The sequence below is a fragment of the Brevundimonas sp. NIBR10 genome, from assembly GCF_027912515.1.
In the GTDB taxonomy this organism is placed as follows: Bacteria; Pseudomonadota; Alphaproteobacteria; order Caulobacterales; family Caulobacteraceae; genus Brevundimonas.
On record NZ_CP115464.1, the window covers coordinates 1693820 to 1719362 of the forward strand.

A 25543-nucleotide genomic window follows, 5' to 3' on the forward strand; every position below is an offset into this window, starting at 1 on the left:
ACAGCGAATCGCCACCTTATGGCGATCATGAGCGACCGCTCCACAGGCCAGGCTCCGTCCCGCGTCGTCGCGGTGCTGGGCCCCACCAACACCGGCAAGACCCATCTTGCGGTCGAGCGGATGCTGGGCCACGCCTCGGGCATGATCGGCCTGCCGCTGCGGCTGCTGGCCCGCGAGATCTATGAGCGGGTGGTCAGGCTGCGCGGGGCCAATGCGGTGGCCCTGATCACGGGCGAGGAAAAGATCATCCCGCCGCGTCCGCATTTCTGGGTCTGCACCGTCGAGGCCATGCCGCTGGAGCGGGAGGTCGAGTTCCTGGCCGTGGACGAGATCCAGCTAGTCGCCGATCCCGAACGCGGCCACGTCTTCACCAACCGGATGCTGCACGCCCGGGGTCGGTTCGAGACCATGTTCCTGGGGGCCGGGACCATGGCCCCCTTGATGCGCCGCCTGATCCCCGACATCGAGATCGTCACGCGCGAGCGGCTGTCTAACCTCAGCTATGCCGGGTCCAAGAAGCTGACCCGCCTGCCGCGCCGCTCGGCCATCGTCGCCTTCAGCACAGAGCAGGTCTACGCCATCGCCGAGCTGATCCGCAGGCAACGGGGCGGGGCGGCCGTGGTCATGGGCAGTCTTTCGCCCCGCACCCGCAACGCCCAGGTCGCCTTGTTCCAGTCGGGCGAGGTGGACTTCCTGGTCGCCACCGACGCCATCGGCATGGGTCTGAACATGGACGTCGACCATGTCGCCTTCGCCGGGATGCGCAAGTTCGACGGCCGTCGCACCCGCTGGCTCCACGCCCACGAGATCGCCCAGATCGCCGGCCGTGCCGGCCGCCACATCCGCGACGGCACCTTCGGCGTCACCGGCGAATGCGAGGAACTCGATGAGGATCTGGTCGAACAGGTCGTCAACCACCAGTTCGATCCGGTCCAGAACGCGGAATGGCGCAACGCTCGGCTAGACTTCGACACCCTGCCGGACCTGTTGCGTTCGCTGGTGCAGACACCTCAGCGGGGCGGCCTGAAACTGACCCTGCCCGCCCTGGACGAAACCTTGCTGCGCCGGGCCATGCAGGACGACGACATCAAGGCGATCAGCCGCTCGCGCGGGACCATCATGCGGCTGTGGGAATGCTGCCAGCTGCCGGATTTCCAGAAGACGACCCTGGACGAACACGCCCGACTGTCGCGCGACATCTTCCACGCCCTGACCGGCAAACGCGGCCGGCTGACCGACGACTGGATGGGGCCCCGGTTCGCGGAACTGGATCGCGACGACGGCCAGATCGACCAGCTTTCGGCGCGGCTCAGCGGCGTGCGCACCCTGTCCTACATCGCCGCCCGCCCCGACTGGCTGGATCAGGCGCAAGGCTGGCGCGACCGCACCCGCGCACTGGAGGACCGGCTGTCGGACGTTCTGCACGACCGCCTGACCGCCCGGTTCGTCGATCGCAAGACCACCGCCCTGATGCGCTCCCTGCACGACCGCGCCGACACCCTGGCCGAGGTCGCCTCCGACGGCGTCGTCACCGTGGACGGCGAGGCGGTCGGCCATCTGGAGGGGGTTCGATTCGCCGGCGACAGGGGTGGCTCCGCCCTGGCCGACCGCACGCTGAAGACCGCCGCCCTGCGCGCCGTCACGCCCGAGATCACCCGCCGCCTCGGCCGCCTCGCCGCCGACGCCGATGAAGCGTTCAGCGTGACGCCCGAGGGCGACGTGCTCTGGTCGGGTGCTCTGGCCGCGAAAATCGTCAACACCGAACCCTTCTCGCCGCGCGTCCGGCTGATCGGCGATCTGGGCCCGCAGGCCGCGCGCGACCGGGCCCAGCGCCGCATCGAGGCCTGGCTGGCGGCCGAGGCGGGGCGGGCCCTCCGCGATCTGCGCCGTCTGAAACAGGCCATCGAAACCGGCGTCCTCAAGGGCCTGCCGCGCGGCATCGCCTTTCGCCTGCTGGAGGCCGGCGGGGTCATCGACCGCCGTGACGTCGAGCGCGACCTCGCCGCCCTCAGCCAGGTCGAGCGCCGCACGATCAAGACCTTCGCCATCCGGGTCGGCACCCATTCGGTCTGGCTGCCTAGCGTGCTCAAACCGCGCGGGCGGGTGCTTGCCCAGGCCTTCGCAGCGACCGAACCTTTCCGCGCGTCGGGGGAGGGGCTGACCCTGTTGCCGCTCCCGGTGCCGTCGATTCGCGCCCTGTCGGCCTTCGGGCGGCGTACGGTCGGCCGCTGGTCGGCCCCGGTCGAACTGCTGGAACGCCTCGCCGACCTCAAACAGGCGGCGGGCAAGGGCGACATACCCGTCGACACCCTGACCGGTCTCGGCCTGAAGTCCGGCGAGGCCGGTGCCCTCCTCGCCGCCCTGAAATCCACCCGCGCCCAGCAGCCGGACCGGCCCGGCAAGCCCCTGGTGGTCAAGGATTCGCCCTTCGCCAGACTGGCCGAACTCACCGCCCCCGCACCGCCCGCCCGCCGCAAGCGGCCGAGGCGGAAGAAGGCATCACCCTCCGCATGAGCGAAGGCTCGGTCCGCATCGACATCTGGCTGTGGCGCGCGCGGTTCGTGAAGACGCGGTCGCTGGCCGCCGCCCTCGTCGAGCGCGGGGCCGTCCGCCTCACCCGTCAGGGCCGCCAGACTCGCCTCGACAAGCCCAGCCGTGTCGTCCACCCCGGCGACGAGATCACCTTCGCGATCGACGGCCGTGTCACCGCCCTGCGCGTCGAGGCGCTCGGCGAACGGCGCGGACCCCCACTGGAGGCCCGCGCCCTGTATTCCAGTCTTGAAGGGCTGGACCCTACTGCTTGACGAACTCGCCCTCGATGTGGAGTTCGACCTCGTCGCCGATGGCCGGAAGACCATAGGACATGCCGAACTCGGACCGCTTGATCGTGGTCTCGCCGTCGAAGCCGAGGCGATAGGCACCGCGCATCGCGCCCGCCTGGTTGAACTTGACCTCCAGGGTCACCGGCTTGGTCACGCCGTGCAGGGTCAGGTCGCCGACCACATCGGCCTCGGTCGCGTCGTCGCTGTCGACCGTGATCGTCTTCGCGACGAAGGTGGCGGTCGGGAACTGGGCCGCATCGAAGAAGTCGGGCGTCTGCAGGTGGGTCTTCAGGCCCGGCGAGGTGTCGTCGAGGCCAGAGATCGGCACGGTCGCCGTCAGGGTCGCCGCCGACGGATTGGCCGGATCGATGGTCAGGTCGGCCGTCACGCCCGTGAACTGGCCCGTATAGGTCGAAAAGCCCAGATGGTTCAGCGACCACGTGATCTTGCCGTGAGACGAATCCAGCTTGTAGGTCCCGGCCTGGACCTCGGCCGGGTTCTTGGTCAGGGCGGCCTGGGCGACGACCCCGCCCGAAATCAGGACGGCGGCGGCCCCGGCCAGGGCGGCGGAACGGATGAAGAGGCGGCGGTTCGACATGGAAACTCCTGGGTTGGGACGGCAATGACGGGAGAACTGTAATCGGTACTGATGCAAATAGCCGTGTTTCACGTCACCGCAAGAGGGCCGGGGGCGCAAGTGGCGACAGATTTGCTGTTCAACGCATTCAGCCCCGTTCGGTTGACAGTGAGCCCCGTCGGGGTCATCTGCGCAACCCGACCTTCCCAACCGACAGCGCCTATTCCCGCCCATGACCTACATCGTCACCGACGCCTGCGTGAAATGTAAGTTCATGGACTGTGTCGAGGTCTGTCCGGTGGACTGCTTCTACGAGGGCGAGAACTTCCTGGTCATCGCGCCGGACGAATGCATCGACTGCGGCGTCTGCGAGCCCGAATGCCCGATCGACGCCATCAAGCCCGACACCGAAGACGAGCCCGACGGCAAGTGGCTCCAGATCAACGCCTCCTACGCCAAGGTCTGGCCCAACATCACCGTCAAGGGCACGCCCCCCGCCGACCGCGAGGACTGGGAGCGCGTCGAGAACAAGTTCGAGACCCACTTCAGCCCGAACCCGGGCAAGGGCTCCTGATCGCCTGCCGCAAAGCCGCCATAATGCGCCGTCGCGGGCCTTACCCGACGTCCCGCTTTGAAAATCCCCAGTTTTGTGATAGGTTCTCAATCATTGGATCGGGCGGCCGCATGTTTTCGTGCTCCGCCCGAGTTTGCGACAGAATCCCGTCCATGAAGACGGGATCGGCCAGAGGTTGGGTGATCCGTTTCCGCATTTGACGCCTGCACGTTTCCTCCGACAGCTTCGCTGGCGGACGAGAACCTGTCTGCGTCATGCGCCTTCGTGTCTTCGGCCCCTGCGTCCGGGAAAGGAATGACATGACCACCAAGAGCGTTCTGGAATTCAAGGTTGGCGACGCGGTCGTCTATCCGGCGCACGGCGTCGGCAAGGTCGCTGCGGTCGAGACCCAGGAAGTCGCCGGCATGTCGCTGGAAGTCTATGTCGTGACCTTCGACCACGAGAAGATGACCCTGCGCGTCCCCACGAAGAAGGCCAAGACCGCCGGCCTGCGTTCGCTGGCCTCCGACGACGTCGTGACCAAGGCCCTGACCACGCTGAAGGGCCGCGCCCGCATCAAGCGCACCATGTGGTCGCGTCGCGCCCAGGAATACGAAGCCAAGATCAACTCGGGCGACCTGATCTCGATCGCCGAGGTGGTCCGCGACCTGCACCGCGCGGATTCGCAGCCGGAACAGTCCTATTCCGAGCGCCAGCTCTATGAATCGGCCCTGGACCGGATGGCCCGCGAGGTCGCCGCCGCCAACCGCATCGACAAGGACGCCGCCGTCCAGCTGCTGGCCAAGTCCCTCAGCGCCAAGAAGGCCAACGCCCCCGTCGCCGTCGAGGAAGACGCCGAGGCCGAAGCCGCTTGATCCCTCCCGGATCGCCGAATGCAGAAAGGCCCGGTGGAAACACCGGGCCTTTTTTTGGGCGAGCCGCGGCCGAAGGTCTGCTTTCCGGTGCCATGTTTCTGACAGCTCTCGACCCGAAGCGGACCTTGGCGATCACCATTTTGGGCCTGCAATCTGCAGTAGCGATCGGAAAGGAGACGGGTTACGTGACCTTGGCCCAGGAGTACGACATGCCTTTTTTCACCGGAACGAGCAGCGCCGACACCCTGACCGGATCGTCAGGTGACGATCAAGTCTATGGCTTCGACGGCGACGACGTGCTGTCGGGGGGCGAGGGGAACGACTTTCTGCACGGCGGGATTGGCGACGACATCCTAATTGGCGGATCGGGTGGCGACGTATTCTACGGCGGTGCCGGGGCGGACATCATTCGTTACATCCGCGCCAACGAGTCCGGCGGCGGGGTGGTCACAGACTTCGAGAGCGGCGTGGACCGCATCGAAGTGCTCGATTTCGGCCCGATCGAAATCCTTTGGCGGGAAGACGGGACTAGTCTGATCAGGACGTCGCCGCCGGGGATGTCACTGACGGTCAACACCCTGGTGAACTTGGCAGACGTGGTCGCTACGAGCGAAATTTCCATCCGGGGCACTAGTCGAGGTGACCGCCTGATCGGCACGGCCAACCGAGAGTTTCTATACGGCCAGAGCGGCGACGATATCCTTTCGGGCAGGGCAGGCCATGATTTCATCAACGGAGGTGCCGGCGACGATCTCGTCAGCGGCGACGACGGGAACGACTTACTTGTCGGCTGGGAAGGCAACGATCTGATCGAGGGTGGCGCGGGTTCGGACCAGCTGGCTGGCGGGCTGGGGCTCGACACGTTGACCGGCGGTGAAGGCGTCGATTCATTCCAGTTCGCAGCCGGTGATTCAACAGAGTCTGCCATCGACTCGATCGTCGATTTCCAGACCGGGGTAGACCGCTTGTTGGCTGTCGGTGTGGTCAACGGCAGCGTCAGCTTGGTTCGGGTAAGCAGCACATCCACCTTGGTCTTCGCCAGGCATGCGACGGGGCCCCAGACGGTGATCGGCGTCAATGGCCTGATCCAGGCCGGCGATGTTTCCGACCCGACCAGCCAGGCTCCACGTTTCAACATGATTGGGTTCGACGGGGCGGATCTGCTGATCGGATCCGACTGGAGTGACACCTTGAACGGCGGCGCGGGCGATGACGTGCTGAACGGGGGCGCGGGCGACGATGTGCTGACCGGAGGTGACGGCGTTGACCTCATGACCGGAGGTGCGGGGGCGGACCAGTTCATCTACGGGGCCTTCAGCACCGCCGGGGCAGACACCATTACAGATTTCCAGACCGGGATCGACGCGATCAACCTGACTGCGCTGCAGCCCGAAAGCATCAGAATTCAGCGTCTCTCGAACGGGGACAGTTATGTTCTCGCGAACTACAACGCCCAGTTCAACGGCAGCATACCGATCTATGTCCAGAGGACATTGCAAGGCTCCGATTTCATTCTGGCCAGTCGCACCGACATCCCGATCGACTTTAATGGCTCATCAGGTGCGGACTGGATCGTGGGCGCCGCTTCGAACGACACGATAACCGGGGGTCGGGGCGCGGACGCCCTAGCCGGGGGCTTGGGTGCCGACATCTTCAACTATTTGGCCGTTACCGAATCGACTGCTAGCGCCACTGACAATATTTATGATTTCGAGACCGGCATCGACAAGATCTGGCTCAATATCCGGGGCGGGTTGACGGCCGTAAGCATCGTCCGCACCGACAATGGCTCCAGCTTCATTTTTGCGGACGCGGCAGGCGGGAGCCTGCTGATCTCCGCAGCCGGACGGGCCGTCAATGGCAATGATGTCTTGTATGGGTCCGCTGTCGCCGGGACCACTTTCGGCGTTTATCTGATCGGCTCCAGCCAGGCCGACGTTCTGATAGGCTCCAGCCTGGCCGATCCGATCCAGGGCGGGGCGGGGAACGACAGCATCACTGGCGGCGGCGGAGCGGACGTGCTGTTCGGAGACGGCGGAGCGGACACCTTCGTCTATCGGGCGGCGTCGGATTCGACGGTCGCCGCCGCTGACACGATCTTTGGATTTGTGTCTGGCCAGGACCGGCTCGACCTCAGCGCGGTGCGGACGGGCGGATCGGATACGTTCGGCATCGCATATGCCAACGGCGGCAGCTTCCTGTTCGTCGACCTGGGCGGAAACGGCACGAACGATATGCTGATCCAGCTGGCCGGCACGACGCTGGCGGCCTCGGACATCCGCTGGAGCGCCGGCGCGGGCGAGCTGGAGCCGTCGATCAAGGACGCGGGGCCGGAAGTTCTATCGGTCTCGGACGACATCGGCGGTCCCGGCGTCGCCATCCCCTCAGACAGCGACGTCATGGCCTTCCTCGGCGAGGCGGCGTCGGCGCGCGGGCACGACTGGTATCTATAGCGCAGAGAGGTCCGCTAACCCCCCATAGCAGACCTCACGAGAGACCGCTTTCGGCACGTTTCAGCGCCTATCCCGGCTTGTCCAACCGCTCCAGGTTTCAAACTTCAACCGTCCAATCCCAATGAAACAAAGGGATTGCTCCTGCGATGACCCCCTCGAACGCGCCCAGGTCAGAGCCTGTGTCATCCTCGCCGCCTCTGTGGACGATGAGCGTAAGGAGGGGGTCGTGGACCGATTGGAAGATGAGTCGGGCGAGACGTCGCGTCGCCGGGGCGGTGGACGGCCTGCGGCGCCGGAGGCTGTCTGGGCGCGGGTGCGCGAGGACTATGTTGGGGGACTGTCCGCCTCCGACTGTCGGCGTCGGCACGGCGTCGGGCTGACGGCCCTGTATGAACGCGCCCGCGCCGAGGGCTGGCGGCGCGCGGACCTGCCCTGGGCCCCGGGGTTCGAGCTCGATCCCGCCGACGAGGGTGCCGCGCTGGATATGGCGATCGACGGCGATCTCGATCAGGTCGATCACCCTCTGATGATCGAGGTCGCCGACCAGCGGATGAAGCGTGCCGTGCTGCGCGGCGATGCGAACGGGGCCTTGCGCTGGCGGCGCATTCGGCTGGCGCTCGAGGCGGACCTGGCCGAGATCGACCGCAATTTCGAGGCCCTGGAACGCGAAATGCAGCCGGTTCGTGCTCGCCTCGCCCAGCAAGCCCAAACGGCTGAAACGGTTGAAACGGTCGACGATGTCTCAAGAGCCCTCGACCGGCTCATGGCCGCATCCGGGTGACGCCCTCAGAAATACTCGGCGTTGGCCGGGCACACCGCCGCGATCCGCCGCGCCGTGATGCTGGCCGGCAGATAGGGGGTGCCGCGCGCCAGCTGGGCTCCGCCGCTGAAGCGGAAGCTTTCGGTGCGATAGGTGCCGCTCAGCCGCACATTGACCCGGCGACCCTTGCGATCGGTGCAGGTGCCCTCGAATCGGGCATTGCCGCCGGCGAACTGGCGCACCGGATAGGTGCAGCGCCAGCGCCGCGTCGACAGGCCGCCGACGAAGCGGTTGATCTCGGACGGCCGCACGCATTTCTGTTCGGTGTCGCGGATGCCTACGGCCGAGGTCGTGTATTCCCAATAGCCGGGCAGGACGGTGTCGGCCCCGCCCGACTGGGCCAGGCTCGCCGGCGCGGCCAGCAGGGCCCCGGCGGCCAGGGCAGGGGCCGCCACGGCGACCAGACGGAGAGCGAGCGCGGTGAAGGTCATCATACAGCCCTTGTAGTCACAGACTTCGACGCTGACACGACTATATGGCGGGATTTGAACCGGCGCTGAATGGCTGCGGGTGCCTGCAAAGCCTTGACGCGGCGGCTCCGGTTCCTCTATACGGCCCCCTCTCGCGCAAGGGGCAACTCTTGCGCGCTTCCCGTTTCATGCCGGCGCGACGCTCGCGAAGGCCCGCTTTCAAGGATTACGCGATGTCGCGTCGTTGCGAACTCACCGGTATCGGCCCGATGGTCGGCCACAGCGTGAGCCACTCGAATGTGAAGACCAAGCGCCGGTTCCTGCCGTCGCTGAAGAAGGTCAAGCTGGCGTCGGAGGCCCTGGGCCAGTCCTACACCCTGCGCATCTCCAACGCCGCCCTGCGCACCCTGGACTACAAGGGTGGCCTGGACGCCTTCATCGTCAAGGCCGGCGACGAGCAGCTCTCGCCCACCGCCCAGAAGATCAAGCGCCAGGTCAAGGCCAAGATCGCCGAACTCGCCGCCGCCTGATTCGGGCGCCGCGCTGATATCGAAAAGGCCGCCCCCCGGGGCGGCCTTTTTGTTTTGTGGCTGTCTGTGGCGGATCGTTCATTGAACGTCTCCAACCCTCAACCCACCGTCATCCTGGGCCTTGTGCCCAGGATCCAGACTCCCGGTGACGGCCGTGAGCCATACTATCGACGGTGTTTCTGGATCCTCGGGACAAGCCCGAGGATGACGGAATGAAGGGTGTCAGGCGTAGCGCCGACGCCGCTCCGCGCTGAGCAGGGTCGAGCGGACGAAGTCGGCGGGGGGATCGGTCTCGGCCAGGACGGCCTCCTTGATGGCCCTCGGCTCCCCGAACAGGTGGCCCTGGCCCATCGAGACGTCGAGCTCGAGGATGTCGATGATCTGGCGCTCGTTCTCGCACTTCTCGGCGATCACCTCGATGCCGTAGCGCCGGGTCAGCTGGGCAAAGTCCGAGGCCTGGATGTCGGGCATCGACCGCAGGGGGGCACCGCCGTCCAGGTCCAGTAACTGTTCGATCAGCAGGTCCGCCGCCACCTTGATGAACCGCACGTCCGACCGCTGCAGGTCCGAGAAGTTCAGGTCCAGCGTCTGGACCTTGTCCAGCGAGAACCGGAAGCCCAGATCGGCCAGCTTGGCCATGTTGCGGGCCTCGACCGCGCCCCGCGCATCGAAGGTCGCCTGACCCAGTTCGAAGATCAGGGCCTGGTTCAGGTCGCGGTTCTCGCTCAGGAAGTCCAGGAACTGCGGAAAGAAGGTCTCGTCGCCCAGGGACGACAGGGCCACGTTGCAGAAGACGCCGACCTTGCGATCCTGACGCGCCAGCCGCCGCACGATCTGGGCACAGCGGAACAGCAGCAGGTTGTCGATGGCCGGCACCAGCCCCTCGCCCTCGGCGATCGACAGATACTCGGCCGGCATCATCACCCGGTCCGTCGCGTCCCTCAGCCGGGTGAAGCTCTCGTAAAAGATAGTCCGGCGCTGGGGCAGGCTGACCACAGGCTGGAGGTACAGATCCACCCGGTTCTCGCTCAGCGCGTCGTGGACGGTCTTGAGCAGGATATTGCCCTGCTGGCGGCGACGCGCGTCGGGGCTGTCGGGGGCGATCATCGGGGCGACCTTCAACCGCTCGTCGATCGATTCGCTCATCTGCTGGATCAGGGTCTCCAGCATCCGCACCTCGCCGGTCAGCTCCTCGGCGGTGTTCAGGGCACCCGCCTCGATGGCCTGGGCCAGCTCGGCCAGGGCGTTTTGCTGCTGCTCCATGGCGTCGGCCAACAGCCGGTGCGCCTCGCGGACCTGACCGATCTCGGCGCGCAGGGCCTTGCGCTGCCCCCCGCCGGTCGCCAGCAGGTGGACCACCCCCAGCAGGGCGAAGCTGCCCACCGCCGCCGCGAATCCCGCGCCTCCGCCCAGTCCCGCCCGCCACAGGAAGGCACCGACCGTCATCGCCACGAAGGCGTAGGCGAAGAACAGGAAGGCGGTGGTCAGTGCGCGCATGGTCGCCAGACTGTGGGAAGGGCTTGCGCCGGTCCCGGGTGGAATCGACCGAGTATCAGGCGATTGCAGCGCCGCCGCTAGGGGGCGCGCAGAATGATTCCGCGTCCCCTTCCGCGACGTCACGGTTGGCGGGCCCGCCCGGGCATCGTAACCATCCCTCAGGCGGCGTCATGACCGCGACGGAGCAAGCGCATGGAACTGTTCGACCTGACGGGCAAGGTCGCCGTCATCACCGGCTCGTCCAAAGGCATCGGCCTGGCCATCGCCCAGCGGCTGGCCGAACACGGGGCCCGGGTCGTCATCTCCTCGCGCAAGGCCGGGCCCTGCGACGAGGCGGCTTCGGCGATCAACGCGAAATACGGAGAGGGTCGCGCCATCGCCGTGCCGGCCAACATCGCCTCGAAGGAAGACCTGCAACGGCTCGTGGACGAGACCAATGCCGCCTTCGGCCGCATCGATATCCTGGTCTGCAACGCCGCGACCAACCCCTATGCCGGGCCGATGGCGGGGATCAACGACGAGCAGTTCGGCAAGATCCTCCAGAATAACGTCGTCTCCAACCACTGGCTGATCCAGATGGTCGCCCCCCAGATGCTGGAGCGGAAGGAGGGCTCCATCATCATCGTCTCGTCGATCGGGGGCCTGCGCGGAAACGCCCTGATCGGCGCCTACAACATCTCCAAGGCCGCCGACATGCAGCTGGCGCGGAACCTCGCGGTGGAGTGGGGGCCGTCCAACATCCGGGTCAACTGCATCGCGCCGGGCCTGGTCCAGACCGACTTCGCCCGCTACCTGTGGGAGAACCCCGACCTGCTGAAGGAGGTCACCGGCCCCGCCCCGCTGAAGCGGATCGGCCAGCCCGACGAAATCGCCGGCGCCGCCGTCTATCTCGCATCCCCCGCCTCGGCCTATATGACGGGCCAGACCCTGGTGGTGGACGGCGGGATAACGATTGCCTGGTGATAGACCTTCCCTGAAGCAAGACCTGATCTGGCGACTGGAGGCGGCGGGGTTCGACGCCTTCATCGGCCTGATGCGGCTACTTGGGCTGGAACGGGCCTCGGCGTTCGGCGGTGGGTTGCTGCGCTGGCTGGGACCGAAGACGGGCACCCACCGCACCGTGATCCGCAACCTGCGCATCGCCTTTCCCGACATGGACCCGGCCGCCCGCGAACAGCTCGCCGTCGATCAGTGGGAACAGACCGGCCGGGCCTTCGCCGAGACGGCGGTGATGGATCAACTGACCCTGGCCTCGGGCCGGATCGAGGTCGTCGGGCTGGAGCGGATGCACGCCATCCGCGACGAAGGTCGGCCGGTGGTCTTCGTCGGTGGGCACCTGGCCAATATCGAGACCCTGGCGGTGACCATCGTGGGTTCGGGGGTGCCGTGCCAGATCACCTATCGTGCGGCCAACAACCCCTATGTGGACGCCCGGATCGTCAGGCTTAGGGCCGACTACGGGATCAAGCTGTTCGCGCCCAAGGGCGGCGACGGCGCCCGGGAACTCCTGGCCGGGATGGCACGGGGCGAGAGCGTGGCCCTGATGAACGACCAGAAATTCTCTGAAGGGCCCGAGGTCACCTTCTTCGGCCAGCCTGTCAACGCCGCGCCCGGCCCCAGCCGCCTGGCCCTGAGATACGGCACGGTGCTGCAACCCCTGTCGGTCACCCGACTGCCGGGGGTCCGGTTCCGGGTCACGGCGCATGAGCCGATCGAGATCCAGAAGACCGGCGATCGTCAGGCCGACATCGCGCGGGGCGTCCAGGCCATCACCAGCTTCATCGAGGAGAGGGTGAGAGAGAATCCGGTGGACTGGTTCTGGGTCCACAAGCGGTGGCCCGACCGGGTCTATGCCGCGTTGCCGCCCGAGACCTGAGCGTCCTTTGGATCGGTCGAGCGCCGCATGGGGCCGCGATAGGCGGCGTTGTTCCGTCGCCGGTCCGGGCCGAAATAGCCGTCGGTCTTCACGAAGGCGCGGGGGCGGATGATCACGGCCTGGATGCGGTCGAAGATGGCCTTGGCTGTGATCGGCTTGACCACGAATTCGGTGACGCCGGCGTCGCGCGCCTCGTAGACCCGGCTCTTTTCGGAATGACCGGTCATCATGATGATGGGCAGATAGGGGTTGGCGCTGTCGGGGCTGTTGCGGACCAGCCGGGTGAACTCGACCCCGTCCAGAGGAAACATGTTGAAGTCGACGATGGCCAGGTCGACCGGGGCCTCTCGCAGGGCCTCAAGCGCCATCGACCCATCCGAGACCTCGCGAATCTTGCGAATGCCGGCGGACTGGAGGATGGCGGACGTGATCGCCCGCATATGCTGATTGTCGTCAACCAGCAGGATGCTGAGCGACTGAAGTGCGGACATGCAGTGTTCTGACCGTAGTGCCGAATCCGGCAGGCATCACGTATCATTACGAATGATTGAGCCGAACGTCCACAGGGCGAACGGGGTTCACCCGTCAGGCGAAATCCGGTGCGCGGGCTCCGACCATGAGGGACGGGTCGAGGTTCCGGTCGCGCCACTTCATCCGCCAGCACAGGTGGGGGCCGGTCGCCCGGCCCTTCATGCCCACAATGCCGATCGGCTGGCCGCGCAGGACTCTCTGACCCGCCGCGACGTCCAGCCGCGACTGGTGCAGATAGACGCTGATCAGGCCCTGGCCATGGTCGATCAGGGTCAGGCCACCCTCGAAATGCATGTCGGGTTCGGCCAGGACGACCAGGCCCGGTGCCGGTGCGTGGATCGGCGTGCCCTGAGGCGCGGCCAGGTCGATGCCATAGTGGGGCCGGGCGGGCGTGCCGTTCAGGATCCGCTGGGCACCCCAGGCGCTGGAGATGCGATAGGCCTCCAGCGGCCAGATGAAGCCCCCGGCGAAATCCTCGGTCTCGGCGCGGCTCTGGAAGGCGGCGGTCTTGAGGGCCAGTTCGCGCTGGATCCGGGCCAGCAGTTCGGGGTCCGAGGGCGCGATGGTGGAGGGCGGCAGGCCGTCGACCCGGCTGGAGGGGAAGCTGCCGGGCGCGACGGCGACGGGCGTGGTCGTCACCTGCATCTGGCCGGTGGCGGTGTCCGGCATGACGGTGGCGATGCTGGTGGAGGCCGGGCTGTCGCGGTCGAAGCCGACGACGAACAGGCCGGTCGCGGACGCCTGGGTCAGGGCCGTGCCGTCCACCTCGATCGCGGCGCCGGGCGTCGTCCGGCCGAAGATGAAGCCGCCCTGGACGAGTTTGCCGGACAGGGGCATCGCTTCGGAGGGCCGGCGGACGGGTGGGGTTTCCGGGTCGGCGATGATCGGCGTGGCGACCAAACTGGCGCCGGCACCCAGCAACAGGGCCCGCCGGTTGGGGATCACGTCCCGGACGGAGCCTTGGGGCCGATGCGGGTCAGGGCCTCGGCCGGACCGGCATAGGGCTCCTGAAGCTCGGCCGACCAGTAGCGCAGGGCCTCCAGCGGAATGGTCCGCCCCGACACCGCGCAGACCACATAGGGGCCGGGCTTCAGCACGGCGAATTCGCCGTCGCCATAGTGAAGGGTGGCCGGGCCGGGGTTGAGGTCCATCGCGTTCATGGGATGAAGATAGCGCGGGTCCCGAGGTTTCGCGAGGGGCTTTCACGTCCTGCTTCGTCGCGGGTCGAACTGGCGGTGGCGGTCTGAAAAACACAGCGCCAAACCGCCAAACCGCCAGTTCTGTCTGTGCGAAATCAATGACTTGCGTCGCCGGGATGGCGCGGACCGCCAGAGCGGTGGGGGTTGAACGGGCCCATCATCGCGCGTCAGCCATCATGTTTTCAAAGACCACAGGCACGGAGGTAGGGGTGCCGGAACCAGTGCGCAAGAGGAGAATAGGAAAATCATCCTGAATTCGGCTTGCGACTGGATCGAGGCCCCCGACCCGATCAGAACAGGCTGCCCTGATCCACCGGGGCAGCCTTGGCTTTGGGGGACGCAGGACGGGGTGCGGGGGCATGGGGGCCGTCTCCCCCGTCGATCCGCGCGCCTTTGGCCCCATCGGGGAAGGTCAGGGTCACGGCCTGGCCGGGGGTCAGGTCTGCGGCGCGTGTCACCATCCGCCCGGCGACATCGTCGATCCGGGCGAAGCCGGGCTTGGGGCGTTTGGGGTCGAGGCTGGTCAGCGCCCGGCTCAGGGCCGCGAGACGATCCACCGACTGCTCCAGCTTCAGGGGCAGGGGGCGCGCGAGACGGTGAGCGGCGGCGTCGAGCCGTGCGGCCCTCTGATCCAGCGGGCGCTGGATGAGCGGCGGGCTCAGCCTGCCTGCCACGACGTTCAGCCGCCGCTCATCGGCCACTGCCTTGGCCCTCAGTCCTGCCATCAGCCGCGCAGCCCAACCTTCCAGCCGTGCCGCTCTCTGCTCGGTGGCTCGGTGCAGAAGAGTTGGCGACAGCCGCGCTCCTACGATGGTCAGCCGTCTTGCGTGATGGTCGTTGTTTCGCCGTAGCCCCGAGGCCAGCCGGCTCGACGCGTGATCCAGCCGCTGCTGGGCCATGGCGACCAGTTCCTCGGGGCGCGCGGGCAGACCACGCGCGACGGCTCGCAGCCGGGTGCGCCGGTCATCCAGCAGCCGCGACCCCGCCCGGTCCAGCCGCCGCTCCAGATCGGACAGGCCGAAGCGCAGGTCGGCCAGAACCGGCGTGGCGATCTCGGCGGCGCCTGTCGGAGTCGGTGCCCGGCGGTCGGAGACGAAGTCGATCAGGGTGGTGTCCGTCTCGTGCCCCACGGCCGAGATGATCGGGATGCGCGCCGCCGCCACCGTTCGCGCCAGACCCTCGTCATTGAAGCACCACAGGTCCTCGACTGACCCGCCGCCGCGCGCCACGATCAGCAGGTCGGGCCGGGGGATGGGGCCGTCCGGCGTCATCGCATCGAAGCCCCGGATGGCGTTGGCGACCTGACCGCTGGCGACGTCGCCCTGGACCACCACGGGCCAGACGATGACCCGGCAGGGCCACCGTTCGGCGATCCGGTGCAGGATGTCGCGGATCACGGCGCCGGTCGGGCTGGTGATCACTCCGATGGTGCGGGGATAGAGCGGGATCGCCTTCTTGCGCGAGACCTCGAACAGCCCCTCGGCCGCGAGCCTGCCCTTCAGCCGCTCCAGCTGGGCCAGCAGGGCGCCGGCGCCGGCCGCCTCCATCGATTCGATCACGATCTGGTAGGACGATCGCGCGGGATAGGAGGTGATCTTGCCGGTGACGATGACCTCCAGCCCCGTCTCGGGCCGCACGCCCAGGCCCCGCACCGATCCCTTCCAGACCACCCCGTCGATCGCCGCCTTGTCGTCCTTGAGCGTCAGATAGACGTGGCCCGACGCGTGGTGATTGACCTTGGAAATCTCGCCCCGCAACCGCACATGGCCGAACCGGTCTTCCAGCGTCCGCTTCAGCGCGAAGGCGAGCTCGGAGATGGTCTGGGGCGGGTTGTTGTCGCGGGCGGGTTCGGGCGGGTCGGCCGGTCCCTCGAAGATATAGGAATCGTCAGAAGGGTTTGGGCTCATGCGGCACCGTAACGCGCGTCGGCACTGGCGGAAACGGGGGCTTTCGCTATCGTCGGGAAATGGCCGACCCCTCCGACCCCGACGACCGCGACCCCCGCGAAACCGACCTCCAGCGCCGCAGCGCCGGCCCGGCGATCAGCCCGTGGCTGGTGATCGGGCTGATCGCGATGCTGGGGGTGGGGGTCTATGCGGTGATGGCGATGATGTAGGCGTCAGAAAGCGGACTGCCTCAATGTCTTAAGAGGAAAGAAAGCGGGCATAGATGGTAGTCGATTGTACAGGTCTACAACGATCCGCTGAACGTATCAGCATGCCAGTTCGTCTTCCCGGTGGCCTATTTCAACAGCCCCTACGCCCGGAGGCTGATGACATCGTCGCCCGCGACGATCAAATGGTCATGCACCTCGATTCCGAGGGTCTGGCCCGCACGCACAATCTCAAGCGTTATCGCTCTGTCATCGGCCGAAATTTTCCGACTTCCGCTGGGGTGATTGTGCACCAGAATTAGTGCCGTTGCAGAAAGTTCAAGCGCTCGGCGCATGACTTCCCTGCTGTAAACGGCAACGCGTGAGATTGATCCCCGCGCGAGCACTTCGTCGGCGATAAGGCCGTTGCCGTGATCAAGAAACAGGACATGAAATTCTTCGCGAGGCTCATGGCGCAGCGAGGCGGCCAGGAATGTTCGCACGAGTACGCTTGATGCTAGCAGTGGCCGACGCCCCACTTTCTGGCGCAGCACTCGACGGCTTAGCTCTCGGATGAGGTTCAAATGCAGTGCGGTCGACGACTTGAGTGCTCTCAGTCCGTCGGGCGCATGAGCGGGCGCGATATGTTCCAGATCTGCCCGGGACGCCATCAGCACCCCGCTCAAGCATCGGAAGCGATCGATGAGTTGGTTAGCGGTAGTGAGCGCGGTTATGTCCTGGCTTTGCTGATAGACGAGAAGAGCCAAGAGCTCGGGATCGGTGAACCCCTTTAACCCAACGTCCAGAGCGCGACGCGTCAAATCATCATCGTGTTGGAAGACGAGACGAACCCCTCGCAATAGATTCCGTTGATGGACCCCGAGGGGCCGAAGGTCGGAATGTAATTGAAATCGACGAAGCGCTCGACAAGCGCGCCCCCGCTCTCGGGTTGGATCAGAATTGGACTTCCCGTCAAACTGATCCGACGTCCCGTGTTGAACACCTCATCGAGCATGGCCGGATAAGCCTGGCCTCGGACTTCAGGGAACAGCTCATGGACGGTGTGCCCTTCGTATCCTCGCGCCCCAAAGGTGGTCGTGTAGCTATCGTTGACGAACTCGAACGCATGGTTAGCCCCCTTGAGGGTCGCGACAAACCATGGAGCACGCTCGACATTCGAAGGTGTTTCCCGTTTCGGTCGAGCGAACGATCCCATTCAAAGAACTCCAGAGTCGCGATTCGACTAGGAGAAGCTGCCACTCCTTTCTGTGCGCGTCACGGCTGAAACATCGATTTTCTCTACCTTGGGCCGTATCGAATTCGTCCCCTGACCTGACCTGACCTGACCTGACCTGACCTGACCTGACCGCGACGCTGAAGCCTTGGCCGATGCGCTGGTGTCCGCAAAATTGTCGAAAGCAGACATGCGGCTCTGACCTGAAACCGGGTATTGTCCCCGCCTATCAAAGCGCCGCTATCTGTCCTGAACCCAACCCCCGCTTGACCCCGCGCGTCATCGCCGCCATTGGCCGGGCATGAACATCCTGCTGGTCGGATCGGGGGGGCGTGAGCACGCCCTGGCCTGGAAAATCGCCGCGTCGCCCCTGACGAAGCGGCTGGTCATCGCGCCCGGCAATCCGGGCATGGAGAAGCTGGGCGAACTGCGGCCCGGTCTGAAGGCCGACGACGCCGATGGGCTGGCGGCGCTGGCGCGAGAGATCAAGGCCGACCTGGTCGTCGTGGGGCCCGAGACGGCGCTGGCGGCGGGGCTGGCCGATCGGCTGGCGGCGGCGGGCATTCCCTGTTTCGGCCCGACCCAGAGGGCCGCCCAGCTGGAAAGCTCCAAGGCGTTTTCCAAGGCGTTCCTGGAACGCCACGAGATCCCCACGGCCGGCTACGGCGTCTATGACCGGGTCGCCGACGCCAGGGCGGCGCTGTCGGTGTTCAAGCCACCCTATGTGATCAAGGCCGACGGTCTGGCCGCCGGCAAGGGCGTGGCGATCAGCCCCGACAAGGCCGATGCCGAGGCCGAGATCGAACGGATGCTGGGCGGCCGGTTCGGCACGGCCGGGGCCCGCGTCGTGATCGAGGAGTTCATGGACGGGGAGGAGGGCTCGCTGTTCGCCCTGTGCGACGGCCAGCGCGCGGTGCTGTTCGGCGGCGCCCAGGACCACAAGCGCGCCTTCGACGGCGACACCGGCCCCAACACCGGCGGCATGGGTGCCTATTCCCCCGCGCCCGTCTTCACGCCCGAACTGGTCGAGGCGGCGGACCGTCTGGTCGTCCAGCCGACGATGGCGCACATGGCGGCGGAGGGCGCGCCCTATCGCGGGGTGCTCTACGTCGGGCTGATGGCCACGGCCGAGGGCCCCAAGGTGGTCGAGTTCAACGCCCGTTTCGGCGACCCGGAATGCCAGGTGCTGATGATGCGAATGGCGGGGGATATCGTGCCGTACCTGCTGGCCTGCGCGCGCGGGGACGTGTCGGGATTGCCGGCACCGGCGTTCAAGCCCGGCACGGTGATCTGCGTGGTCATCGCCGCGCGAGGCTATCCCGACAGCCCGCTGGAGGGATCGATCATTCGTGGCGCCGAGCAGGATTTCGGGCCCCATGTGCAGGTCTTCCATGCGGGCACAAAGCGCCGCGCGGATGGCCAGCTGGCGGCGGCGGGGGGGCGTGTGTTGAACGTCTGCGCAGAGGGGGCGGATATCGCCGAGGCAAGAGACCGCGCCTATGCCGCCATCCGCAAGATCGACTTCCCCGGCGGCTTCAGCCGTTCGGACATCGGCTGGCGGGCGATGGATCGGGCATAGGGTTCCCTCTCCCATTGGGAGAGGGCTTGAGCGCACGAGAGCGCAGCGATCGTTCTTGCGCGAAAGGGTGAGGGGCGTGTCGGTGGCAGTGGGTCACGGCCATGCCGTTGCCATCAGTCATAGCGCCAAGAGTTCGGAACTCCCCTTTGAGACCTGATCCCCTCACCCTTTCGCCTGGCCGATCGCTGCGCTCCCGGAGGCTCAAGCCCTCTCCCTATGGGAGAGGGGGCGCGTTACTTCTCCTCCTCCTGCTCGGCGGCTGCATCGCGCATCCGGGGATGGCGCATCACGTCCGTTTCGCCGCCGACGCCCGACCGGTGCTGGCGACAACAGATGCCGGGATCCTGCGTGGGGTCGAGGGCAGCGCCGTCCGCGCCTTTCTCGGCCTGCCCTATGCCGCGCCGCCGACGGAGGAATACCGTTGGCGCGCGCCCCGTCCGCCCGAGCCGTGGACCGGCATCCGCGATGCCCAGAGGATCGGGGCCGACTGTACCCAGGCCCTGGGGCGCGAGGCGGTGCTCGGTGGGGGCGGCGGGGTCGTGGTCGGGTCCGAGGACTGTCTGTTCGTCAACGTCTATGCCCCGGCCGAGGCCAGCCCGGAGCCCTATCCGGTGATGGTCTATCTGCACGGCGGGGCCTTCACGATCGGAGCCGGGGCCAACTATGACCCCAGCCGCCTGGCGCGCGAGCAGGGCCGGGTGGTGGTCACCGTCAACTTTCGGCTCGGTGCCCTGGGCTGGCTGGCCCATCCGGGGTTCGCGGACGGCCCCGGCGGCAACTATGGCCTCATGGACCAGCAGGCGGCCCTGCGCTGGGTCCAGGCCAACATTGCCAACTTCGGCGGAGATCCCGGCGACGTGACCCTGTTCTCGGAGAGCTCCGGGGCCTGGAGCGCCTGTTATCTGATGGCCGCGCCGTCGTCGCAGGGGCTCTACAGCCGGGTGATCCTGCAGTCCGGGCCGTGCCTGGAGCCGTCGTCGCTGAACGCTGTCGCCGATCAGGTGCAGCCGGGCGTCGTCTTTGCTGAACGGCTGGGTTGCACAGGAAACGACGCCGCCGACTGCTTGCGCCGACTGCCCGCCCGCACCCTGGCCAGCGCGGCCTCGACGCGGTCCGGCATCAACGGCCCCGGATCGTGGGGGCCGGTGTATGGCGACGCGCTGGTCCCGATCAGCCCGGCCGAGGCCTTCGCCACCGGGCGGTTCGTCCGCACGCCGGTCATTGTCGGCACGAACCTGGACGAAGGTCGGCTGTTCGCGGTCGAGGTGCGGGACATGGAGCGCTATGCCGACGAGACCCTGTGGCTGTATGGCGACGCCGGCCCGCGCGTTCTGGAACGCTATCCGGTCGGCCCAGAGGGGCCGGCCGTCGCCATCGCCCAGAGCTTCACCGACAGCCGCTTCGCCTGTCCGTCCGATGCGCTCCGCCGGGTGCTGTCGCAGTGGGTGCCCACGTACGGGTACGAGTTCGCCGACCGCCGCGCCCCGATCCGGTTGCCGAGCTGGATCAGCGGCCTGGACATGGGGGCCTATCATGCGTCGGAGGCGACCTATGTGTTCGGGACGTCGTGGCTATTCGCCGACACCCGCGCGTGGACGGCGGACCAACGCGCCCTGTCGGAGCGAATGATGGCACTGTGGGCCGGCTTCGGGCACGACGGCTTCGAGGCGGATTGGCCCCGCGTCTCGACCGGTGGCGACCCCGTCAAGGTCTTCGACCCGGCCGGGGACCGTATGGACGACGGGTTCTTCGCCCGCCACCACTGCGACTTCTGGGGTGGTACCGCGCTGGGGGCGCCGGTCTAGACGAACCGGACGGGCACCCCCGGCTTGACCGCCGCCGCCAGCTGTTCGGCGTCCCAGTTGGTCAAGCGGACGCAGCCATGGCTGGCGGTCTTGCCGATCTTGGACGGGTCTGGGGTGCCGTGGATGCCGTAGGTGTCGCGAGACAGGTCGATCCAGACGCTGCCGACCGGATTGTTCGGCCCGGCGGGCACGATCACCCGCTCGCCCTTGCCGAAGGTGAGGCGCGACGGGTCGTAGAGATAGTCGGGCTCTGGCGCCACGCCGACGACGGTCAGATTGCCCGACGGCGAGAGGTTGTCGCCGCTGCCGATCGTCGCCGGATAGAAGGCGATCAGGGTTCCGGCGGCGTCATAGGCCTTGACCGCCTTCTCGGCCTTGTCGACCTCGATCCGGGCGACCTGGGGCAGGGGGCGGTCGATCAGGGCGGGGATCAGGATCGCCACCCCGGCGCGTGCGAAGTCCACCGACGGATTCAGGGCCTGGAGCAGGTCTTCAGACATATGGAACCGCTCGGCGATCCGTTCGCGGGCGGTCGAGAAGTTGGTGCCCTGGGCGGCCTGGACCGACAGGTCTTCCCCCGCAGGGGACGGGCTGAAGGGGCCGCCGACGTCGGCCGGGGTCAGGACGTATTCGGTCATCACGGGCTGGGCGTCGGCGGTGGCCAGGGACTGGATCAGGGCCGCATCGACCGCGTCGCCTGTCCCCAGTGCCTTCGCCTCCCGATAGGCGGCGATGGCCTGTCGGACGTTCTCGCCGTGCAGGCCGTCGATGACCCCGGGCGAGAAGGACGAGCGGTCCAGCAGCACCTGCAAGCGGATCATGGCGGGGTCGGGCGGTGTCGCTGCGGGCTGGCCGTTCGGCGACGCCGGGGCCGGTGTCGTCGAGGCCGACGCCGGTTGCGCGCTCGGCATCGCCTGTTCGATCTGGTCGTGGGTGAAAAGGCCCGGCGCGGCCCGAACCTGGGCGGACGCAACCGGTGCATTTCCACCGGCCTTGGTACCCTCGCTCGGATCGTTGGCCCCGCAGGCCGCCAGAGGCAGGGCGACGGTCAGCAGGAGGGCGAGGTGGTGGGGGCGCAGACGCATGGAACACTCGAAATAGGCCGGACTGGCCCTATCAAGGTCTCAACGCGTCGAGCGTTCCGTCGTCGGTTCTGCCACGGCCTGTGCCAGACCCTCGGCGGTGATCGCGGCCCAGCAGGCATAGCCGTCGTCGTTCATGTGGATGTCGTCCGGGCCGATTCCGCCCCGGTTCAACCGGCCCCAGTCGCGCATGGCCTCGAACCTGCGCTGGACGGCATATCCGATCCGGCTGCCCTCGACCGCGATCAGTCTTGCAGTCTCGTCGAGTTGGGGGTTCCGGCCCGGAAAGTTGACCGCGTTCTCAGGTAGGCGCTGAGGATCGACTAGCAGGACATCGACGTTGTAGCGCGCCAGGATCGCCTCGCCACGCTGGATGTCGGCCATCATGTCGTTCCACGGCCGCGCTCGCAGGACGTCGTTGGTTCCCAACTGCCAGATCACCAGATCGGGCTGATAGCGCTGGATCTCGGCCTCGAGCCGGTCGACCGTCTCGCGCGCGGTCTCGCCGCCGACACCCCGGTTCCAGACATTGATCGCCACGGTCGGCAACCGTGCCCGCAGGTCGGATTGAAGCAGGGGCACGAACCCGAGCTCGACCCGGCTTGCCCCAATCCCCTCGATGCTCGACGACCCTACGGCCAGTATCGACAGCCGATTCCTCGACACAGCCGCCCGGCTGCGCACAAGGCCGTCGCCGGCCAGGGTCAGGCTATCGGCGCTGACCGGACATGCGGCAGAGTTGGTCGCCGGCTGTTCGGCCGCCGAGGGCAGGGATGGCTCGGCCGCCTTGGGTGTCTGCGCACGCGCCGTCGAGGCCATGGTCAGCGCCACGAGGGCGCCGAGCCCGGCGGCGGCCAGCAGGATGGTCGTCAGTCTCACCCGTTCTCTTCTCCTGTCGCCGGGTCGGTAGCGGTCTCGCCCGAGTTCGAACTGCCCTCGGAACCGCGCGGCTCGGTCGCGGGACGCGGCGGTTCGCCGTCACCGGCAGGGCGCTGGTTCTCGGTCTCGGTGGTGCGGTCCTTGGGGCGTTGGGCGTCGGTCATCATCGTCTCCTGATTAATCACGGCCAGGCCGCAGACGGCAACGTTCGACAGACGCTGTCGGCTCCGCCCGGGAGCCGACTTTGTCGTCCGATGCCTATCTCAGATCATAGACGCCGGTGATGTCGATCTTCACCGACAGTTCGCCCCCCGAGATAGGCGTCGAGTCGCTTTCGGCCATGGCGGCGCGGGCGTACATCATCGGCATGGGCTGGGGCGGCTGATAGCCTCCGCCCTCGTTCAGCGAGCGGATGCCGCCGAGCGTCACGCCCAGGGCCTCGGCATAGAGTCGTGCCTTGGACTGCAGGGCCGTCACCGCCATGCGCCGCGCCTCGTCCTCGGCCGCCTTGGGATCCTGGAGGCCGAAGGCGATGCCGTCGATCTGATTGACCCCGGCCGCGACCACGGCGTCGGCGGTCGCGCCGACCTTGGTCAGGTCGCGGATGGTCACAGTGACGCGGTTCGTCGCCTGATAGCCGCGCAGCTTGGGCGGCTGGTTCTCGACATAGTCGTACTGGGCCTGAAGGTTCAGGCCCGAGGTCTGGATGTCGCGTTCGGCCAGGCCGGCGCGACGCATCGCCGTCGCCACCTCGGTCATCCGGGCGGCGTTCAGGGCCATGGCCTCGCGCGCGGTCGCGGCCTCGGTCACGACGCCGAAGGTGATAGTCGCCATGTCGGGTGCGACCTTGACCTCGCCGGTGGCCGACAGGTTCAGCGAGGGCTGGGTCTGGATCATCTGGATGGTGCTCTGGACGGGTTGCGAACCCGTAGACTGGGCGTGGGCCGGCGCGGCTATGGCGGTCGCGGCCATCAGCGCGCCGCTGAGGGCGATTGCGCGCAGGCCGGGCGCGGTGAGGGCGAGGGTTCGGGTCATGGGGGGCTCCTGAAAGAGACGTGGTCCGGACGGCGCGCTTGTCGCCCGCCGCCATGTCCGAACCTTGGCCGATCGCGCCTGAACGCCGTGACTGTGCCTCTGTCAGGGAGCGTTCATCGCCGTGACATCGCCGACAGGATCGCGGCGCCTTTGCAGCGAGACGCGTGTCCTGCTAGGCCGTCGCCTCTCCCGCGCGCGGACACGGGGGCGAGTAGCTCAATGGTTAGAGCCGACCGCTCATAACGGTCTGGTTGGGGGTTCGAGTCCCTCCTCGCCTACCACCCCGTGAATTTTCTGTTGAATTTCAGATATTTAGACCGTTTTACAGATCGGATTTTACACTAGGTGTACTCTGTTTGATCACGGTAGTCGTACTCAACGCTTCAAGTTAGGCCTAGCGACGAGGATTGGATTGGGATTTCAGCAAGCGTTCTCCGGCCCTGTCTGCGAGGCGGACCCGGTTCGCATCTCGGGTGTAGACTTCGACCTGACGTAGTGAATCCTGACCGAGCATCGCTGCGATTTCATGCTCTGTGCAGCCACACTCGGCCAACCGCCTCCCGGCAGCCTTCCGCAGGCCGTGGGGGGTTCGATTAGCCAGACCAGCTAGCTTTGCCTTAGAGACAAACCATTTGGTGAAGCCCGCTTCGGTGAAGGATCGCCCATACTCAGTCCGCAGGAAGGTCAGCCCAGTCTGCCCCCGGAGGACGGTTTCAAGCTCGGGGTGCAGGGGTACGGTGACACGCTTTCCGCCTTTCTTCTGGATGACCGATACACGACCGTCCGAAATGTGCTGCCAGCCAAGCTTGATCACATCGGAACGCCGAACCCCGGTGTGCAAGAGCAGCGACAGAGCAAGCCATTCTTTGGTACCGACCGGCCAGCGAGTCTTGAACTGCTGAATGTCTTCCTCAGTCCAAGGGACGAACCCTGTCGAACGCGGGCGCTCGGCTTCGCTGTGTTGCACAGGGTTGGATGCTCGCCAGCCAAGTTTCACGGCGAGACGAAAGACCCGGCTCAGCCTTAGCCGAAGATTCGCGGCCGCGACGGGCGTCCGCACCATCTTCATAAAGATCGCGTTCAGGTGCTTCGCTTGGATTGTAAGCGCCGATAGCTTTCCATACTTCTTTCTGAAACGATCCAAGATATTTCGGTAATTGGCTTGAGTAACAGGCTTCAGATTTGCGAACTCTGCCGAATCGAAGTAGAGTCGTATTAAGGCGGATACTGTTCGGTCGTCCGCATCAATCGGGACTGGAGTCCGCCGCGTACCGGCACCTAGTGCAGCGGTATTATACGCAGCCATAAATTCATCTGAAAGTGGCTCGCCGGGCAGCGTTATCCGGGAGTGCCCTCGTCGGAAATAGTGGTAGGTCTTGCCTGTCTTCTTGTTGTGGACCGAGTGCAGATAGCGGAAATTGATCTGAGCCATAAAACCGGCATACCACTGAATTCTAGAGGACTGAATCCCACTCGTTGGGCTCGGTGTCTGGCTCCGACGACCCGTTCACGACAACGCGGAAGCCATCATAGATGACCTGAGCAGAGACACGTTCCTGCTTAGCCGCGCGGAACACGCGAGCGAGGTCGGTCTGACTCACCTTCGTGCGCCCGCGAGGCTTGCGCCCTACGGGGCTCTTAGCGCTGTCATGAACAGGTTTGTCGGTCATGGCGAAGCTGACGCTTAAGCGTCC

The 25543-nt window shown here is 66.6% G+C and carries 26 protein-coding genes and 1 tRNA gene; 13 read left to right on the forward strand and 14 right to left on the reverse strand.

Translation table 11 applies throughout. The annotated features are described in order from the left end of the window. Positions 1-27 precede the first annotated feature (27 nt). Complete coding sequence (locus O5K39_RS08320) at positions 28-2514, forward strand: helicase-related protein (protein WP_271146809.1); 2487 nt, start codon at positions 28-30, stop codon at positions 2512-2514. Further along, a complete protein-coding gene (locus tag O5K39_RS08325; protein WP_271146810.1) occupies positions 2511-2804 on the forward strand; it encodes an RNA-binding S4 domain-containing protein in 294 nt (97 codons plus the stop codon). The genes O5K39_RS08320 and O5K39_RS08325 overlap by 4 nt, the downstream gene beginning before the upstream one ends. Here O5K39_RS08325 and O5K39_RS08330 read toward each other — a convergent pair. Continuing rightward, complete coding sequence (locus O5K39_RS08330) at positions 2794-3420, reverse strand: YceI family protein (RefSeq protein WP_271146811.1); 627 nt, start codon at positions 3418-3420, stop codon at positions 2794-2796. The genes O5K39_RS08325 and O5K39_RS08330 overlap by 11 nt on opposite strands. 211 nt (positions 3421-3631) lie before the next feature. Here O5K39_RS08330 and fdxA point away from each other — a divergent pair, with 211 nt between their 5' ends. From fdxA to O5K39_RS08350, 4 genes are all read left to right on the forward strand, one after another. Further along, positions 3632-3973 (forward strand): ferredoxin FdxA, encoded by a 342-nt coding sequence (gene fdxA / locus O5K39_RS08335; RefSeq protein ID WP_271146812.1) that lies wholly within the window; start codon positions 3632-3634, stop codon positions 3971-3973. Between the two features lie 299 nt (positions 3974-4272). Beyond that, positions 4273-4827: a CarD family transcriptional regulator gene (locus tag O5K39_RS08340; RefSeq protein ID WP_271146813.1), complete on the forward strand. Its 555-nt coding sequence runs from the start codon at positions 4273-4275 to the stop codon at positions 4825-4827. 209 nt (positions 4828-5036) lie between these two features. Then, the gene (locus O5K39_RS08345; protein WP_271146814.1) at positions 5037-7280 is read left to right on the forward strand and encodes a calcium-binding protein; all 2244 of its coding nucleotides are present in this window, start codon (positions 5037-5039) and stop codon (positions 7278-7280) included. Positions 7281-7506: 226 nt separating this feature from the next. Next, positions 7507-8061, forward strand: coding sequence for a hypothetical protein (locus tag O5K39_RS08350; protein WP_271146815.1), 555 nt, complete (start codon positions 7507-7509; stop codon positions 8059-8061). Positions 8062-8066: 5 nt separating this feature from the next. Here O5K39_RS08350 and O5K39_RS08355 read toward each other — a convergent pair whose 3' ends face one another. Further along, positions 8067-8534 (reverse strand): DUF3617 family protein, encoded by a 468-nt coding sequence (locus O5K39_RS08355; protein ID WP_271146816.1) that lies wholly within the window; start codon positions 8532-8534, stop codon positions 8067-8069. Between the two features lie 209 nt (positions 8535-8743). On the opposite strand from O5K39_RS08355, the gene rpmB reads away from it, so the two are divergent. After that, a complete protein-coding gene (rpmB, locus tag O5K39_RS08360) occupies positions 8744-9040 on the forward strand; it encodes a 50S ribosomal protein L28 (protein WP_271146817.1) in 297 nt (98 codons plus the stop codon). A gap of 222 nt (positions 9041-9262) precedes the next feature. Here rpmB and O5K39_RS08365 read toward each other — a convergent pair whose 3' ends face one another. Next, positions 9263-10537, reverse strand: a complete 1275-nt coding sequence (locus tag O5K39_RS08365) for an EAL domain-containing protein (RefSeq protein WP_271146818.1) — start codon at positions 10535-10537, stop codon at positions 9263-9265. Between the two features lie 192 nt (positions 10538-10729). On the opposite strand from O5K39_RS08365, the gene O5K39_RS08370 reads away from it, so the two are divergent. Both O5K39_RS08370 and O5K39_RS08375 read left to right on the forward strand, forming a co-directional pair. Then, positions 10730-11500 carry an SDR family oxidoreductase gene (locus O5K39_RS08370; protein WP_271146819.1) on the forward strand — a complete coding sequence of 257 codons (771 nt, stop codon included), beginning with the start codon at positions 10730-10732 and terminating at the stop codon, positions 11498-11500. Positions 11501-11570: 70 nt separating this feature from the next. Beyond that, a complete protein-coding gene (locus O5K39_RS08375; protein ID WP_271147128.1) occupies positions 11571-12413 on the forward strand; it encodes a lipid A biosynthesis acyltransferase in 843 nt (280 codons plus the stop codon). Here the strand turns inward: O5K39_RS08375 and O5K39_RS08380 are convergent. The 4 genes from O5K39_RS08380 to xseA form a co-directional block, all read right to left on the reverse strand. Then, a complete protein-coding gene (locus O5K39_RS08380; RefSeq protein ID WP_271146820.1) occupies positions 12386-12904 on the reverse strand; it encodes a response regulator in 519 nt (172 codons plus the stop codon). The genes O5K39_RS08375 and O5K39_RS08380 overlap by 28 nt on opposite strands. 94 nt (positions 12905-12998) lie before the next feature. Then, positions 12999-13889, reverse strand: a complete 891-nt coding sequence (locus tag O5K39_RS08385; RefSeq protein WP_271146821.1) for a M23 family metallopeptidase — start codon at positions 13887-13889, stop codon at positions 12999-13001. Continuing rightward, the gene (locus tag O5K39_RS08390; RefSeq protein ID WP_271146822.1) at positions 13886-14104 is read right to left on the reverse strand and encodes a DUF2093 domain-containing protein; all 219 of its coding nucleotides are present in this window, start codon (positions 14102-14104) and stop codon (positions 13886-13888) included. Before O5K39_RS08390 ends, O5K39_RS08385 begins: the two co-directional genes overlap by 4 nt. A gap of 329 nt (positions 14105-14433) precedes the next feature. Continuing rightward, a complete protein-coding gene (xseA, locus tag O5K39_RS08395; RefSeq protein ID WP_271146823.1) occupies positions 14434-16050 on the reverse strand; it encodes an exodeoxyribonuclease VII large subunit in 1617 nt (538 codons plus the stop codon). 59 nt (positions 16051-16109) lie between these two features. Between xseA and O5K39_RS08400 the strand changes: the two genes are divergently transcribed. After that, a complete protein-coding gene (locus tag O5K39_RS08400; protein WP_271146824.1) occupies positions 16110-16259 on the forward strand; it encodes a hypothetical protein in 150 nt (49 codons plus the stop codon). 140 nt (positions 16260-16399) lie between these two features. Here the strand turns inward: O5K39_RS08400 and radC are convergent, their stop codons facing one another. Both radC and O5K39_RS08410 read right to left on the reverse strand, forming a co-directional pair. Beyond that, on the reverse strand, positions 16400-17056 hold the full coding sequence (gene radC, locus O5K39_RS08405) for a DNA repair protein RadC (protein WP_271146825.1): 657 nt from the start codon (positions 17054-17056) through the stop codon (positions 16400-16402). Further along, positions 17053-17451: a PAS domain-containing protein gene (locus tag O5K39_RS08410; protein ID WP_271146826.1), complete on the reverse strand. Its 399-nt coding sequence runs from the start codon at positions 17449-17451 to the stop codon at positions 17053-17055. The genes radC and O5K39_RS08410 overlap by 4 nt, the downstream gene beginning before the upstream one ends. A 319-nt stretch (positions 17452-17770) precedes the next feature. Here O5K39_RS08410 and purD point away from each other — a divergent pair, with 319 nt between their 5' ends. Continuing rightward, the gene (purD, locus tag O5K39_RS08415; protein ID WP_271146827.1) at positions 17771-19048 is read left to right on the forward strand and encodes a phosphoribosylamine--glycine ligase; all 1278 of its coding nucleotides are present in this window, start codon (positions 17771-17773) and stop codon (positions 19046-19048) included. A 278-nt stretch (positions 19049-19326) separates the two neighbouring features. Next, on the forward strand, positions 19327-20853 hold the full coding sequence (locus O5K39_RS08420; RefSeq protein WP_271146828.1) for a carboxylesterase family protein: 1527 nt from the start codon (positions 19327-19329) through the stop codon (positions 20851-20853). Here O5K39_RS08420 and O5K39_RS08425 read toward each other — a convergent pair. The 4 genes from O5K39_RS08425 to O5K39_RS08440 form a co-directional block, all read right to left on the reverse strand. Further along, the gene (locus tag O5K39_RS08425; protein WP_271146829.1) at positions 20850-21938 is read right to left on the reverse strand and encodes a L,D-transpeptidase; all 1089 of its coding nucleotides are present in this window, start codon (positions 21936-21938) and stop codon (positions 20850-20852) included. The two genes, O5K39_RS08420 and O5K39_RS08425, sit on opposite strands and share 4 nt — an antisense overlap. A 39-nt stretch (positions 21939-21977) precedes the next feature. Beyond that, positions 21978-22814, reverse strand: a complete 837-nt coding sequence (locus tag O5K39_RS08430) for an SGNH/GDSL hydrolase family protein (protein WP_271146830.1) — start codon at positions 22812-22814, stop codon at positions 21978-21980. Further along, positions 22811-22978 carry a hypothetical protein gene (locus tag O5K39_RS08435; RefSeq protein WP_271146831.1) on the reverse strand — a complete coding sequence of 56 codons (168 nt, stop codon included), beginning with the start codon at positions 22976-22978 and terminating at the stop codon, positions 22811-22813. Before O5K39_RS08435 ends, O5K39_RS08430 begins: the two co-directional genes overlap by 4 nt. Positions 22979-23072: 94 nt before the next feature. After that, positions 23073-23849 (reverse strand): SIMPL domain-containing protein, encoded by a 777-nt coding sequence (locus O5K39_RS08440; RefSeq protein WP_271146832.1) that lies wholly within the window; start codon positions 23847-23849, stop codon positions 23073-23075. 205 nt (positions 23850-24054) lie between these two features. Between O5K39_RS08440 and O5K39_RS08445 the strand changes: the two genes are divergently transcribed. Next, a tRNA-Ile gene (locus O5K39_RS08445) sits at positions 24055-24130 on the forward strand. Between the two features lie 113 nt (positions 24131-24243). Here O5K39_RS08445 and O5K39_RS08450 read toward each other — a convergent pair. After that, positions 24244-25281, reverse strand: a complete 1038-nt coding sequence (locus O5K39_RS08450) for a tyrosine-type recombinase/integrase (protein ID WP_271146833.1) — start codon at positions 25279-25281, stop codon at positions 24244-24246. Positions 25282-25543: the final 262 nt, after the last annotated feature.

Excerpts from the sequence above, each read along its gene's own strand:
- O5K39_RS08320 (WP_271146809.1), top strand. The coding sequence starts at position 28 with ATGAGCGACCGCTCCACAGGCCAGGCTCCGTCCCGCGTCGTCGCGGTG.
- O5K39_RS08325 (WP_271146810.1), top strand. The coding sequence starts at position 2,511 with ATGAGCGAAGGCTCGGTCCGCATCGACATCTGGCTGTGGCGCGCGCGG.
- O5K39_RS08330 (WP_271146811.1), bottom strand. The coding sequence starts at position 3,420 with ATGTCGAACCGCCGCCTCTTCATCCGTTCCGCCGCCCTGGCCGGGGCC.
- fdxA (WP_271146812.1), top strand. The coding sequence starts at position 3,632 with ATGACCTACATCGTCACCGACGCCTGCGTGAAATGTAAGTTCATGGAC.
- O5K39_RS08340 (WP_271146813.1), top strand. The coding sequence starts at position 4,273 with ATGACCACCAAGAGCGTTCTGGAATTCAAGGTTGGCGACGCGGTCGTC.
- O5K39_RS08345 (WP_271146814.1), top strand. The coding sequence starts at position 5,037 with ATGCCTTTTTTCACCGGAACGAGCAGCGCCGACACCCTGACCGGATCG.
- O5K39_RS08355 (WP_271146816.1), bottom strand. The coding sequence starts at position 8,534 with ATGATGACCTTCACCGCGCTCGCTCTCCGTCTGGTCGCCGTGGCGGCC.
- rpmB (WP_271146817.1), top strand. The coding sequence starts at position 8,744 with ATGTCGCGTCGTTGCGAACTCACCGGTATCGGCCCGATGGTCGGCCAC.
- O5K39_RS08365 (WP_271146818.1), bottom strand. The coding sequence starts at position 10,537 with ATGCGCGCACTGACCACCGCCTTCCTGTTCTTCGCCTACGCCTTCGTG.
- O5K39_RS08370 (WP_271146819.1), top strand. The coding sequence starts at position 10,730 with ATGGAACTGTTCGACCTGACGGGCAAGGTCGCCGTCATCACCGGCTCG.
- O5K39_RS08375 (WP_271147128.1), top strand. The coding sequence starts at position 11,571 with ATGCGGCTACTTGGGCTGGAACGGGCCTCGGCGTTCGGCGGTGGGTTG.
- O5K39_RS08380 (WP_271146820.1), bottom strand. The coding sequence starts at position 12,904 with ATGTCCGCACTTCAGTCGCTCAGCATCCTGCTGGTTGACGACAATCAG.
- O5K39_RS08390 (WP_271146822.1), bottom strand. The coding sequence starts at position 14,104 with ATGAACGCGATGGACCTCAACCCCGGCCCGGCCACCCTTCACTATGGC.
- xseA (WP_271146823.1), bottom strand. The coding sequence starts at position 16,050 with ATGAGCCCAAACCCTTCTGACGATTCCTATATCTTCGAGGGACCGGCC.
- O5K39_RS08400 (WP_271146824.1), top strand. The coding sequence starts at position 16,110 with ATGGCCGACCCCTCCGACCCCGACGACCGCGACCCCCGCGAAACCGAC.
- O5K39_RS08410 (WP_271146826.1), bottom strand. The coding sequence starts at position 17,451 with ATGGGATCGTTCGCTCGACCGAAACGGGAAACACCTTCGAATGTCGAG.
- purD (WP_271146827.1), top strand. The coding sequence starts at position 17,771 with ATGAACATCCTGCTGGTCGGATCGGGGGGGCGTGAGCACGCCCTGGCC.
- O5K39_RS08420 (WP_271146828.1), top strand. The coding sequence starts at position 19,327 with ATGGCGCATCACGTCCGTTTCGCCGCCGACGCCCGACCGGTGCTGGCG.
- O5K39_RS08425 (WP_271146829.1), bottom strand. The coding sequence starts at position 21,938 with ATGCGTCTGCGCCCCCACCACCTCGCCCTCCTGCTGACCGTCGCCCTG.
- O5K39_RS08435 (WP_271146831.1), bottom strand. The coding sequence starts at position 22,978 with ATGACCGACGCCCAACGCCCCAAGGACCGCACCACCGAGACCGAGAAC.
- O5K39_RS08440 (WP_271146832.1), bottom strand. The coding sequence starts at position 23,849 with ATGACCCGAACCCTCGCCCTCACCGCGCCCGGCCTGCGCGCAATCGCC.
- O5K39_RS08450 (WP_271146833.1), bottom strand. The coding sequence starts at position 25,281 with ATGGCTCAGATCAATTTCCGCTATCTGCACTCGGTCCACAACAAGAAG.